General features: G+C 44.9%; 13 protein-coding genes. 4 read left to right on the forward strand and 9 right to left on the reverse strand.

Going from position 1 to position 13365, the window contains the following annotated elements; genetic code table 11:
• The 3 genes from argF to D9X91_RS22470 all read left to right on the forward strand — a co-directional run bounded on the left by argF (window position 1) and on the right by D9X91_RS22470 (window position 1978).
• Complete coding sequence (argF, locus tag D9X91_RS07245; RefSeq protein WP_121679933.1) at window positions 1-975, forward strand: ornithine carbamoyltransferase; 975 nt, start codon at window positions 1-3, stop codon at window positions 973-975.
• 34 nt (window positions 976-1009) lie between these two features.
• A complete protein-coding gene (locus tag D9X91_RS07250; RefSeq protein ID WP_121679934.1) occupies window positions 1010-1498 on the forward strand; it encodes a DinB family protein in 489 nt (162 codons plus the stop codon).
• Window positions 1499-1840: 342 nt separating this feature from the next.
• On the forward strand, window positions 1841-1978 hold the full coding sequence (locus D9X91_RS22470; RefSeq protein ID WP_158598260.1) for a hypothetical protein: 138 nt from the start codon (window positions 1841-1843) through the stop codon (window positions 1976-1978).
• Between the two features lie 28 nt (window positions 1979-2006).
• Here D9X91_RS22470 and D9X91_RS07255 read toward each other — a convergent pair whose 3' ends face one another.
• Window positions 2007-3032: an LLM class flavin-dependent oxidoreductase gene (locus D9X91_RS07255; protein ID WP_121679935.1), complete on the reverse strand. Its 1026-nt coding sequence runs from the start codon at window positions 3030-3032 to the stop codon at window positions 2007-2009.
• Between the two features lie 355 nt (window positions 3033-3387).
• On the opposite strand from D9X91_RS07255, the gene D9X91_RS07260 reads away from it, so the two are divergent.
• Window positions 3388-3816 carry a cell wall hydrolase gene (locus D9X91_RS07260; RefSeq protein WP_121679936.1) on the forward strand — a complete coding sequence of 143 codons (429 nt, stop codon included), beginning with the start codon at window positions 3388-3390 and terminating at the stop codon, window positions 3814-3816.
• An 85-nt stretch (window positions 3817-3901) separates the two neighbouring features.
• Here D9X91_RS07260 and ilvA read toward each other — a convergent pair whose 3' ends face one another.
• From ilvA to ilvB, 8 genes are all read right to left on the reverse strand, one after another.
• On the reverse strand, window positions 3902-4855 hold the full coding sequence (ilvA, locus tag D9X91_RS07265; RefSeq protein ID WP_121679937.1) for a threonine ammonia-lyase: 954 nt from the start codon (window positions 4853-4855) through the stop codon (window positions 3902-3904).
• 23 nt (window positions 4856-4878) lie between these two features.
• On the reverse strand, window positions 4879-5493 hold the full coding sequence (leuD, locus tag D9X91_RS07270) for a 3-isopropylmalate dehydratase small subunit (protein WP_121679938.1): 615 nt from the start codon (window positions 5491-5493) through the stop codon (window positions 4879-4881).
• Window positions 5493-6926, reverse strand: coding sequence for a 3-isopropylmalate dehydratase large subunit (leuC, locus tag D9X91_RS07275; protein WP_121679939.1), 1434 nt, complete (start codon window positions 6924-6926; stop codon window positions 5493-5495). Before leuC ends, leuD begins: the two co-directional genes overlap by 1 nt.
• An 80-nt stretch (window positions 6927-7006) precedes the next feature.
• On the reverse strand, window positions 7007-8113 hold the full coding sequence (gene leuB, locus D9X91_RS07280) for a 3-isopropylmalate dehydrogenase (protein ID WP_121679940.1): 1107 nt from the start codon (window positions 8111-8113) through the stop codon (window positions 7007-7009).
• Between the two features lie 47 nt (window positions 8114-8160).
• A complete protein-coding gene (locus D9X91_RS07285) occupies window positions 8161-9702 on the reverse strand; it encodes a 2-isopropylmalate synthase (RefSeq protein ID WP_121679941.1) in 1542 nt (513 codons plus the stop codon).
• Window positions 9689-10720, reverse strand: a complete 1032-nt coding sequence (ilvC, locus tag D9X91_RS07290) for a ketol-acid reductoisomerase (RefSeq protein ID WP_121679942.1) — start codon at window positions 10718-10720, stop codon at window positions 9689-9691. Before ilvC ends, D9X91_RS07285 begins: the two co-directional genes overlap by 14 nt.
• Before the next feature lie 24 nt (window positions 10721-10744).
• Window positions 10745-11266, reverse strand: coding sequence for an acetolactate synthase small subunit (gene ilvN / locus D9X91_RS07295; RefSeq protein ID WP_121679943.1), 522 nt, complete (start codon window positions 11264-11266; stop codon window positions 10745-10747).
• The gene (gene ilvB / locus D9X91_RS07300) at window positions 11263-12987 is read right to left on the reverse strand and encodes an acetolactate synthase large subunit (RefSeq protein ID WP_121679944.1); all 1725 of its coding nucleotides are present in this window, start codon (window positions 12985-12987) and stop codon (window positions 11263-11265) included. The genes ilvN and ilvB overlap by 4 nt, the downstream gene beginning before the upstream one ends.
• Window positions 12988-13365: the final 378 nt, after the last annotated feature.

Below are 13365 nucleotides of genomic sequence, written 5' to 3' on the forward strand. Positions count from 1 at the left end.
ATGAGCAGCATCGAATTATTTTCTAATCCAGCTGGTTTGAAAGGGAAGGACTTTTTGAGCCTGAGCCAATTTAACAGCGATGAAATTACAGGATTACTGGAATCGGCATTAATGATGAAAAAAGAAGCGAAAGAAGGAAAGTTTCCACCTTACCTCAAGGGGAAAACTTTGGGTATGATCTTTGAAAAATCTTCTACGCGAACCCGCGTGTCCTTTGAAGTGGGGATGTATCAGCTTGGCGGCAATGCGATCTTTCTAAGTTCAAAAGATCTGCAGCTGGGACGCGGGGAATCTGTCGAGGATACAGCAAAGGTACTATCACGTTATTTGGACGGTATCATGATCCGTACATTTGCTCATAAAACGGTGGAAACTTTTTCAGAAAATGCGACCATCCCGATCATCAATGGCTTGACAGACCTGCATCACCCGACTCAGGTACTGGCAGACTTATTGACCATATTGGAGCATAAAGGGAAGTTAAAAGGCCTGAATGTATGTTATATAGGTGATGGGAACAACAACATGTGCCATTCGTGGATCGAAGGAGCAGTAAAAATGGGCATGAACCTCTCCATTGCCTGCCCTGATGAATATGCACCGGATCAGACCATTGCATCTTCAGCTATGAATGAAGCTAGGACAACAGGTTTCAGCATCAAAATAACATCTTGCCCAAAAACGGCAATTAATGGGGCAGATGTCGTCATAACCGATGTCTGGACGAGTATGGGGCAGGAAGCTGAAAATGAAAAACGCCTACATGACTTCAAGGATTTTCAAGTAAGTGCCGATTTAGTAGAACACGCAACATCTGATTTCATCTTTTTACATTGTCTGCCTGCCCATCGAGGGGAAGAAGTAACCTCAGAAGTCATTGATGGGGGCCATTCGGTCGTATTAGACGAGGCGGAAAATCGTCTTCATGCACAGAAAGCCATTCTAAGAGCTATCATGGGTGATGGAATGGTATAATCATTCATATGACAGCTTCAGGAGGGTAAGGTCGATGAATGATAACGAGGTGATAAGAGAAGAATTGTTCAAGTCGGTCAGTGGACTTTCAGATGAACAATTAAATCAAAAACCAAGTGATGATGAATGGAGCATCATGCAAGTACTGGAGCATCTTTACTTAATGGAGAGTGCAGTAGCAAAATCCATCACTGCACAAGTAGAAAAGGGAAAAATCAATCCAGCAGAGGATAAACCGATTCATTTAACACCGAATCGACTGACAAAAGTGTCTGCACCTTCCTATGTCGTTCCTTCAGTAGAACCGAAGTCGCTTGAGGAAATGAAAGGAAAGCTTGCGGCTTCAAGGGAGTTGCTGAATCAAGCAGCAGCTGCGGGAGATCCGATCATTATGGAAAAGAAATCATTTCCACATCCTGTATTTGGCGATTTGAGCCTAAAACAGTGGGTGCCTTTTGTGGGCTATCATGAAAAGCGGCATATTCACCAAATAGAAGAGATTAAGCATAGATTAGAAGAGTAATAGTAAAAAAGTGCCAGTTCCTATCGGGATCTGGCACTTTTTTACTTTGTTAAATACCTGTTTTGATTTATGCACAGGTCTTTTCTTCCCACGGCATGGCCTTTTCACCATTAAAAGACTTTCTGGCATCCAATCAACTATTGACTCCCTTGTTTCACTTTTGGGGGATTTATGGGTGTCATATGACTATTTTGATTGCATGATATTCGGTAATTAAAATAGGAAATGGAAGCAAATACGGTTAATCGCTACCGTTTGAAGGGTTGGCGAGAAAAACGGTATAAATCCGGCTCAATCGCTCCCGTTTGAAATGGATAGCGAAGGAATTGGGATCAAATCCAGGTGAAAAGCTACCGTTTGGATGGGGTGACGAAGGAAACGGGATCATATAAAAATTATTCGCTACAGTCATGGGTGAAGCTCTCAAAAATGGTGCAGGCAGCCCGCCTTTCGAGAGAAAGAGGGCTGCCTGCAGCGTAAAACACCTTGTTTCAAACATTCTTTTTTGTCACTCTGATTTAATCTCAGCAAGAATATCATAGGAATGCAAACGCGCTTCATGATCGAAAATTTGTGAAATAATCATGATTTCATCTGCCTGTGTTTCTTCAATGAAATTTTGCAGCTTCCGTTGGACCGTCTCCGGACTTCCGATAATGGATGCACCTAATTGCTGTTTCAACAGTTCCTTTTCATAATCGGTCCAAATTTCATCCATGTTCTCTACAGGAGGCTGAAGAGGCGCTTCATGATGCCTGATTAAATTCAAAAATTGCTGTTGAAGGGAGGTTGCCAAGAAATGGGCTTCCTCATCGGTATCTGCTGCAATAATATTGACTCCGAGCATCACATATGGTTTATCCAGGACTTTGGAAGGTTTGAATGATTTCCGATAAATGGACAGAGCCGGGAGCGTATTGTTAGGAGAAAAGTGGCTGGCGAACGAAAATGGCAGTCCTAGCTGCCCAGCTAATTCAGCACTGAAACCACTTGAGCCCAATAGCCAGATCGGTATGTCCAGTCCCTGTCCAGGAAAAGCACGTACCGGATTTTTTTCGTTGAATAGGGAGGGATCAAAGTATCCTCTCAGCTCTTGTAATTGTTCAGGAAAATCCTCGCCCCCATTCCTTATGTTTCTCCTTAAGGCTCTTGCAGTCAATTGATCTGTTCCCGGTGCACGTCCGAGACCCAGGTCGATTCTTCCTGGATATAAGGATTCAAGTGTCCCAAATTGCTCAGCAATCAGGAGCGGAGCATGGTTTGGAAGCATGATCCCGCCAGATCCTACTCGAAGTTTTGTAGTCGCTCCTGCGACATGCCCGATCAAGATGGATGTAGCGGAGCTGGCAATAAACGGCATGTTATGGTGCTCCGCAAGCCAAAAGCGGTTAAATCCAAGTTTTTCTGCATGTTTTGCCAAATCCAGGGTCCTTTTATATGAATCTGCTGGAGTACCGCCTTTAATTATTGGCGAGAGGTCAAGTATCGAAAAAGGGATATTGTTCAAATTTTTCTTTTCTATATTGTAAGACATAATGTTCATCTTCCTTCTTTTTCTCAAAGATTGACGTTATTAATAGCATATCTTGTAAATCATCCTTTCTTAGATGGAGGTTGCCCGACCGTTCCTTGGAAAGCAAAGGATAAAACTTTGATACACTTTAATAAACGTTACGAAAAGAGCCTAATTTAAATAATCAATGGATTTGCATTTAGAATATTCTTTCTCATTTTAGCAAGTTTATTTCGGGTAACAAAATAATTTGCTTATATATCAAAGACAATTTTAAAATAATGAAAAACTGAGAGTATCCTGATTAAATTTGGGCAGAGTGTCATCATCTCATTGACTTGGAATATGATAATGGGAAATGAGTGGAGGTGAGGTCATGGCAGTTGTCAAAGCCAATGAGTCCGATATCGCTCTTTTAGCGAGGCTTCTCAGGGCAGAAGCTGAAGGAGAAGGGAAAAAAGGCATGCTCCTTGTAGGGAATGTCGGAATTAACAGGATTAGAGCCAATTGCTCAGACTTTAAAGGGCTGAGGACTATTCCGCAGATGATATACCAGCCACATGCCTTTGAAGCCGTTCAGAAGGGTTATTTCTATCAGAGGGCAAGGGAGACAGAAAAAAAATTGGCGAGGAGATCTGTGAAAGGGGAAAGGTACTGGCCAGGGAAATTCAGTTTATGGTATTTCAGGCCGCCGGGAAATTGTCCTTCCACTTGGTACGATCAGCCATACGTGGGCAGATATAAGCTCCATTGTTTTTATGAACCTACTGCTAAGACATGCGAAAATGTTTACAATACGTTTTAGATGCTTGATTGGAATAAAAAATGCCTGCTGGATGAACATCACGGCAGGCATTTTTTATTGGCTTTTTCAGGCTTGAAATCAAATTTTAAGCTAAACAGGATAGATGATTTTCTTTTGATAAAGCTTGTATGATAGGAAGCTTTGCCAAATCAATATTTCCACCACTTGCAATAACACCGCATTGACGGGATTTAATACGATGTCCATGCACCAGCAGGGCAGCCAATGCAGCAGCACCAGCCCCTTCCAGAAGGGTTTTTTGCCGTTCGAGCATAAACAGAATGGCTGCAGCGATATCATGATCTGATACAGTCACCATATCATCAACATATTGACAGATTATATCAGAAGTCAAGGCCCCAGGGGTTTTGACTGCAATTCCTTCCGCAAGGGTAGGAAGGTCAAGTTTTTTAATGCCACCCAGGCGATGGAACTTATGGTACATGGCGTCGGCCGATTTCGTTTGGACGCCGATGATGCGGATGCTCGGTTTTATGGATTTCGCGGCGACCGCTATCCCGCTGATCAGCCCGCCGCCCCCGACAGGAACGATCATCGAGTCCAGGACAGGTATTTGCTGCAACATTTCAACCGCTATCGTACCTTGACCAGCCATTATATCTGGATCATCGAAAGGGTGAATGAAGGTACTGTTCGTCCTTTTTTGTTCATCTTGAGCAGCAAGCAGGGCATCCTGAAAACTTGCGCCTGTTAAAACGGTCTGAGCCCCATAGGTTCTCGTGGCCAGCACTTTTGCTTCAGGTGTTTTTTCCGGCATATAGATCGTCGCCTTCACTCCTCTTTTCGCTGCTGCCAACGCGACTCCTTGGGCATGATTTCCCGCAGAAGCGGCTATGACTCCATTTTGAGCCTGCTGATCTGAGAGTCTGGAGATTTTATAGCTTGAACCACGAACTTTAAAAGAGCCTGTCTTCTGTTGGTTTTCCATCTTAAGATAAACTTTTTTTCCCGTCACTTTATTGATGGTGGTTGATGTCGCCACTGGAGTACAATGGACCGATTTTGCCATGAATTCCATTGCTTCCAGTATACTGGTTCCTGTTAAGCAATTCCCAATGTATTCACTCTCCCTAAAGGTTGATTGTGTTCGAATTTCTCAATATGGCTTTCATGTGAAAGTGTAACGGCAATTTCATCCCAACCATTCAACAGCATTTCTTTTTGATAGGAGGGGAGGGAAAAATTTGCATAAAAGCCATTGGAATCAAAAACTTCCTGTTTTTCAAGATTAACCGTCAATTCGTATCCGGCTTTTTCAGAACGGCTGAATAATTCACTGATTTGTTCTTCCTCCAATTTGATTGGAAGAATCCCATTTTTTACACAATTGTTGTAAAAAATGTCGGCAAAACTTGTTGCTATGACTACTTTAAAACCATAATCCTGAATGGCCCACGGTGCGTGTTCCCTGGACGATCCGCATCCAAAATTCTCTCCTGCAATCAAAATGGAAGATTGGTCATACCGCTTTTCATTAAGGGAAAAGTCGGAGCGCGGATTTCCGTCATCATCAAATCGCCAATGGTAAAACAGAAATTGTCCAAAACCTTGGCGTTCAATGCGCTTCAGGAATTGCTTCGGAATGATTTGGTCGGTATCGACGTTTGCTCTGTTTAAGGGATAAACGAGTCCCTTGTGCTGCCTAATCGGTTCCATTATTGAACGACCTCCTCTGATTGAAGACTTGTGGTTGAATACGCTCTTACGTCCACGAAATGCCCAGCGATGGCTGCAGCGGCTGCCATTTCAGGACTTACTAGATGTGTACGGGCTCCGTTTCCTTGCCGTCCTTCAAAATTTCGATTCGATGTCGAAGCACATCTTTCTCCGGGTGGAATCAAATCATCGTTCATCGCCAAACACATGCTGCAACCAGCTTCGCGCCATTCAAAACCAGCTTCTTGAAAGATGACGTGCAAGCCTTTTGATTCAGCTTGGGCTTTAACACTGTAAGAACCAGGCACGACAAGCGCTGTGACAGATGGATGAACCTTTTTGCCTTTCACGATTGCAGCTGCTTTTTCCAAGTCGCTTAGCCTTGAATTTGTACATGACCCAATGAACACATGATCAATTTTAACGCTGTCGATCGGTGATCCGGCTTTCAGTCCCATATATTGAAGGGCGCGCTCGATTTCTTCCTGCTTATTTTTTTCCTGCCCTACGGGACTCGGAATCGATGCACTGATCGGGATGCACATACCGGGGTTGGTGCCCCAGGTTACTTGCGGCTCGACAGACTCTCCATCAATCTCCACAGTTAGATCATATTTGGCGCCGATATCGGTAGCGAGTGATGCCCATTGTGCAGCTGCCTCATCAAATGCATCTCCTTTTGGGGCATGACGTCTTCCTTTTAAATACTGAAAGGTGGTTTCATCAGGGGAAATCAACCCGGCTCTTGCCCCAGCTTCGATGGACATATTGCAGACGGTCATTCGTTCTTCCATCGTAAGGTTTCTAATTGCTTCCCCTGTATATTCCACGACGTAACCTGTGCCGAAACGAACCCCGAATTTGGCAATGATGGCAAGGATTAAATCCTTAGCGGTCACACCTTTACCAAGATTTCCGTTTACTTTTACATTCAATGTTTTCGGTTTATCCTGCCATAATGTCTGTGTGGCAAGGACATGTTCCACTTCGCTTGTTCCGATTCCGAAAGCAAGAGCCCCGAACGCACCATGGGTTGAAGTATGGCTATCACCACAGACGATCGTACATCCTGGCTGAGTCAATCCGAGTTCAGGTCCGATGACATGAACGATTCCATTATCAGGATGATGCATGTCAGCGAGTGGGATGCCGAATTCTTCACAATTTTGCTTCAAGGTCTCCATTTGTTTTTTTGATACTGGGTCTTTAAGTTCTTCACGGTTTCTGGTCGGGACATTATGGTCCATCGTAGCAAATGTCCGATCCGGCCTGCGGACTTTTCTGTTCTTAATTCGCAGCCCCTCAAATGCTTGAGGGGAGGTGACCTCATGGATCAACTGGAGGTCAATATATAATAAGTCAGGTTTTCCATCTTCTTGATGTACAACATGTTGTTCCCAAATTTTCTCAATGATTGTTTTTGGCTGCGGCAATTTTTTTACCTCCTATTTATACATTTTAAAAAAGGGGAGAGGAGAGGTTTTTCTTCAAAATAACTCTCCCGCAGGATTGATTAGGCGTAGCAGCTCATGATGCAGGTCGAAGCGCTCGCTGTTTTGATATGATCGACAATCAAGTCCGTCATTTCTTTCGTACCTGCTTTTTGTCCATTGTGCATTCGAAGGTCCGGTGTATGGTAGCCATTATCCAGCACCGATTGCACGGCGTTTTCAATTGCTTCAGCTTCTTCATTCAAACTGAAAGAATGACGGAGCATCATGGCTGCCGACAAGATCATCCCGATTGGATTGGCCACACCCTGACCAGCAATGTCCGGGGCAGATCCATGGACTGGTTCATAAAGGCCAACGCCGTCTTCCCTTAAGCTTGCTGAAGGAAGCATGCCAAGTGATCCTGTCAGGACAGAAGCTTCATCGCTGATGATATCCCCGAACATATTTTCTGTGACGATCACATCAAAATGTGTAGGGTTGGTAATCAACTTCATGGCTGCAGCATCTACTAGAAGGTGTTCGACTTCAACTTCAGGGTAGTCCGCTTTTTTCTGTTCTACCACTTCCCGCCAAAGTTTGCTTGATTCCAACACATTTGCCTTGTCAACGGAGGTAAGATGCTTTTTTCTTCCTTGCGCACATTGAAATGCCTTATCAACAATCCTTTCGATTTCTGTACGGGTGTAAGCCAATGTATCGACGACCGATTTGCCGTCATCCCGTCTCTCGCTAGGGGTGCCGAAATAGAGGCCGCCTGTTAACTCCCTAACAATCAGCAAGTCGCTACCTTGTACTCTATCCGCTTTTAAGGGGGAAGCATGAAGAAGTTTTTCGAATGCTTTGACAGGTCTTAGATTTGCATATAAATCAAGCGCCTTGCGAATACCAAGAAGTCCTTTTTCAGGGCGAAGATGGGAAGGGTTTTGATCCCATTTCGGTCCACCGACGGCCCCAAGTAAAATTGCATCTGCTTTTTTACATGCTTCAACGGTAGAAGGAGGGAGTGGATCTCCGTTTGAATCAATGGCAGATCCGCCGATCGCATGTACCGTAAAAGTGAATGTATGATGATATTCCTCCGCAATGGCTTCAAGGACTTTTTTTGCCGATTTAATGACCTCTGTTCCGATTCCATCACCGGGCAGTAAAACAATTTGTTTTTCCATGCATGGAGACCTCCTCAAGGTTATGTTATTAATACCGTTTTATATCCTTACATATGGGCGGCAGCTGAAGTTTTGGAACGAACATAAAACACTCTGTTGACTGCATTCAGAAACGCTTTCGCAGATGCTTCCAATACATCCTGGGCTGAACCGCGGCCGCTGACTGGAGTGTCATTGACCGTCATTTTGACGTGTGCATGGGCAAGGGCATCTCTACCTTGGCCGATTGAATTCAATTGATATTCGGTAATATGGATTTTTTCTTCGATCAATGCTTCCAATGTGTTGTAGAGCGATTCAATGCTTCCTTTACCTGTACAAGCCGTTTCAATCCGTTTTCCTTCAGGTGTCAATAGTGCGACTGTGGCTGTAGGAAGGTTGGAGGACCCATATTGTACCTGAAAGGCTTTTAGTTCATAGGTTTTTACATTTTCAGCCGTCGTTTGAATTTCGGTCAATATCGTGAAAAGGTCATCATCCGTAACTTCTTTTTTTCGGTCGGTCAGCTTTTTATAGGCAGCAAACGCATCTGCCAGTTTCTCCTTTGATAATTGATAGCCAAGGGCTTCGACTTTGTTTTTGAAAGCGTGCCGTCCAGAGTGTTTACCGAGGACAAGCTGATTTGAATGGATGCCTACCAGTTCTGGCGTCATGATTTCGTATGTGGATGCATGCTTTAGAACACCATCTTGGTGGATGCCTGATTCATGAGCAAAGGCATTCCGGCCGACGACTGCTTTATTGCCTGGAACATTCATACCCGTCAGTTTACTGACTAGATCACTGGTTCGCTTTATTTCGTTTAATGTAAGGTTTGTTGAATAAGGAAAATGATCCTGGCGAATATGGAAGGCTACAGCTAACTCTTCCAAAGAAGCGTTCCCTGCACGCTCGCCAATCCCATTGATTGTGCCCTCGATTTGAGTGGCGCCATTCTCCACTGCAGCAATGGTATTTGCCACCGCCATGCCCAAATCATTGTGGCAATGAGCTGAGAGGACAGCCTTTTCGATGTTGGGTACATTTTCTTTTACATATTTGAATAGATTTCCATATCCTTTTGGTGTTGCATACCCGACCGTATCAGGCAGGTTAATGACATTTGCTCCGGCATCAATCGCTTTTTCAACAATCGTTGCAAGGAAATCCAAATCGGATCTTGATGCATCTTCGGCAGACCATTCCACATATGGAAATTTCGATTTGGCATAAGAAATCATCTCTACAGCCAGCTGAATGACTTGTTCCGGCGTCTTTTTCAATTTGTGAGTCATATGGATGGGGGAGGTGGCAAGAAAGATATGAAGCCTTGGCTCCTTGGCATCCTTTAAAGCCTCCCAGGCAATGTCAATATCGGACTTTGTCGCTCTGGCCAATCCAGTGACCGATGCATTCTTGATTGTTTGTGCAATGCGCTGAACTGCCAGGAAATCTCCATGGGAGGAGGCCGGGAAGCCCGCCTCCATAATATCGACGCCAAAACGTTCAAGCTGTTTGGCTATTTCCAACTTCTCCAATTGATTCAAATTGACCCCTGGCGATTGTTCACCGTCTCTTAGCGTTGTATCGAATACGCTAACGTGCGACATTGGCGACCACATCCTTTTTCGATTTGACAGGCTGTTTCACAAATGGCATCAACTCGCGGAGTTCCCGGCCAACCGTTTCAATCGGATGTTGATTTTCTTTTGTATTAATTGCATTGAATTGCGGGCGGTTTGCCTGGTTTTCCAAAATCCATCCTTTGGCAAATGCACCTGTTTGAATATCTTCTAGGATTTCTTTCATTCTTGCCTTCGTTTCTTCGTTGACAACTCGGGGGCCGGAAACGAAATCACCCCATTGGGCAGTATCGGAAATCGAGTACCGCATGTTTTCCAATCCACCTTCATACATAAGGTCGACAATCAGCTTTAACTCATGGAGACATTCAAAGTAGGCGACCTCGGGCTGATAACCTGCCTCTGTCAGCGTTTCAAAACCAGCTTTGACAAGACTAGTCAAGCCGCCGCATAATACTGCCTGTTCACCGAAAAGGTCCGTTTCGGTTTCCTCCTGGAAGGATGTTTCCAAAACCCCTGCTCGGCCTGCGCCAATCCCTTTTGCATAGGCAAGTGCAAGTTCTTTGGCTTTTCCGGTGTAATCCTGATGGACACCGAAGAGAGAAGGGACGCCTGCACCTTCTGTATAAGTCCTGCGTACGAGGTGTCCCGGACCTTTAGGGGCAACCAGGAATACATCGACATAGGAAGGGGGGACAATTTGATGAAAATGAATGTTAAAGCCGTGTGCAAATGCAAGTGCATTTCCAGGCTGTAAATTCGGTTTGATGCTTTCCTCGAACACTTTTGGCTGATGTTCATCCGGGAGGAGCACCATGACTAAATCGGATTGGGCGACGGCTTCATCCACCGGAAGCACATTCACACCATCTTCAACGGCTTTATCCCATGATTTCCCTTTTCTTAATCCAACGACGACATCAAATCCACTTTCCTTTAAGTTCAAAGCGTGTGCGTGCCCTTGTGAACCATATCCGATCACTGCAACTTTTTTCGATTTCAATACCTCTTCTTGAATGTCATTGTGATAAAGAACCTTGGTCATATTGATAACTCCCTTTCAAATTTATTATTTTAGTAGTGAAAATGAATTGATTTCAGTCACTTGCGGCTGCTGACCCCTTAAGAATGCAGTCATGCCCGTTCTTGCCAGCTCCTTGATCCCATATGGTCTGAGCAGATCGATCAGAGCCTCAATTTTTTCCGGCCTTCCTGTTACCTGAACGGTAAAGCTGTCTTTACTGACATCAATGATGGAAGCACGGAAGGGGTCGATGATGCCTTGTATTTCATTTCTGAGTTTTCCGGTACTGACCACTTTGATCAAGGCAAGTTCCCTGGCGACAATGGCTTTGTCCGTGATATCCGATACCTTCAGGACATCAATTTGCTTGTTTAATTGTTTTGTTAACTGCTCTAGTTTTTGACTGTCTTCCACTTCTACGACGAAAGTCATTTTTGATATGCCATCCATTTCTGTACGGCCGACAGAAATGCTTTCAATATTGAACTGCCTGCGCTGCAGGAGGCCGGTCACACGGTTCAATACCCCACTTCGATTCTGGACTGTTGCAGTAATGATTCTTTTCATGGTTTCACTCCGATCATTTCATGAAGGCCTTTGCCCGGGGCGATCATGGGGTAGACATTTTCCTGCTGCAATACCCGGCAATCCAGCACCACTGGTCCTTTATAGGCGAATACGCTTGGAAGGGTGGAGACAAGTTCTTCCTGTGTTTCAATTTTAATACCACGAATGGAATAGCTCTCAGCCAATTTCACAAAATCGGGCTGTACAGTTAGCAGTGATTCAGAATAGCGCTTTTCATAAAACTCTTCCTGCCATTGGCGAACCATCCCAAGTGCCCCGTTATTGACAATGATGACCTTAACTGGCAATCCCCGTTCTTGAAGAACGGAAAGCTCTTGGAAGGTCATCTGAAAGCCGCCGTCTCCCACGATGGCTACAACATCTTTATGGGGGGCAGCCAGCTGGGCGCCGATCGCTGCAGGAAATCCGAATCCCATCGTTCCCAGGCCGCCTGAAGTGACCCATTGATGAGGATTTGTGAACGTGTAATATTGTGCAGCCCACATTTGATGCTGTCCGACATCGGTCGTGATGATGGCATCGCCTGCAGTTATTTTATGGATTGCCTTGATAAGCCACTGAGGACACATTTCTTGTTCCGGATTGTTGAACCACAGTGGTGAATCTTCTTTATAAGCCTTTAATGTCGATACCCACTCTTCATGCTGTGGGGAAGGGGCATCCTGCAAACAGAGCTGCGTCAATGCTTCCTTCGAATCCGCGACAATCGGAATGTCGGTTGGGACGACTTTGCCGATTTCAGCAGGATCGATGTCAATATGGGCTACCTTGGCGTTTGGTGCGAAATGCTTCAGATTCCCAGTGAGCCTGTCATCAAAGCGTGCCCCGATATTTATCAGCAAGTCACACTCGTGCAGGGCCATATTGGCAGCGTATGTTCCGTGCATGCCTGCCATCCCGAGAGAGAGGGGAGAGATGCCAGGAAAAGATCCCAATCCCAACAAAGTCGTTGCAACAGGCAAGGAATGTTTGGTTGAAAAACTTTTCAACTCTTCTGACGATTTTCCATGCAGCACTCCAGCGCCAGCTAATATGACCGGTTTCTTCGACTTGGAAAGGCTGTCTGCCAATTTATTAATCTGCAATGGATTCGGTTTTGTTGTAGGCTGGTAGCCTGGTAAATAAAATTCAGTATCATAGTTTTCATCTTCAGTAAATCCTGCAGAAATGTCCTTTGGAATATCGACGACAACTGGCCCTGGACGACCGGTTGATGCAATATGGAATGCTTCTTTCACAATCCTTGGCAAGTCTTGTATGGATTGGACTTGATAATTGTGTTTCGTGATGGGAGTGGTGATTCCCATGATATCCGATTCTTGAAAAGCATCGGTGCCGATGACACTTCGCGCCACTTGACCTGTAAAGATGACGAGGGGAAGGGAGTCCATCATCGCATCGGCGATTCCCGTCACTAGATTCGTTGCTCCGGGTCCTGAGGTGGCAATCACTACTCCAGGCTTTCCTGAAATTCTTGCATAGCCTTCGGCTGCATGGATTGAACCTTGTTCATGCCTTGAAAGAATATGCTGAAAAGGGGCCTTTGAACGAAAAATAGCATCATAGATTGGCAGAACAGCTCCGCCCGGATACCCAAAAATCGTATCAACCTCTTCATTCATCAATGACTCAATCAGCAGATCTGCACCTGTCCTTTGGGCAGCGGCTGCGTGGGCCGCTTGCTTTGCTTCTACTTTCAAGTTAACTCCCTCCTTGAAACTAATAAATTCTATAAAAACCACAGTGGGCTTTCATCCATATAAAAAGACCTTTTGCTCCCAAATAAACTGCTTTATGCAGGATTATCGGGGCGAAAAGGTCTTTCTCTGGTCTTTTCACGGTACCACCCGGTTTCGCAGCATCCTCGCGGAAACTGCCTTGTGAAGCTGACCGTGATAAATGAGGTCCGGCTTCTTTTGATAACAGGTGTTTTTTAAACACCTGATTAAGCCTAATGGGATAGGGATCCTTTCAGCTTAACACTCAGAGATGATGTCGGAATAAGGGGTATTTCCGGGCTTCCAGCAACCCCGGCTCTCTGTGAATACCTTTTCTTATTCCTTTATTCCCGTCATCGT

Origin of the sequence: Falsibacillus albus (assembly GCF_003668575.1) — a bacterium.
Taxonomy (GTDB): Bacteria; Bacillota; Bacilli; order Bacillales; family DSM-25281; genus Falsibacillus; species Falsibacillus albus.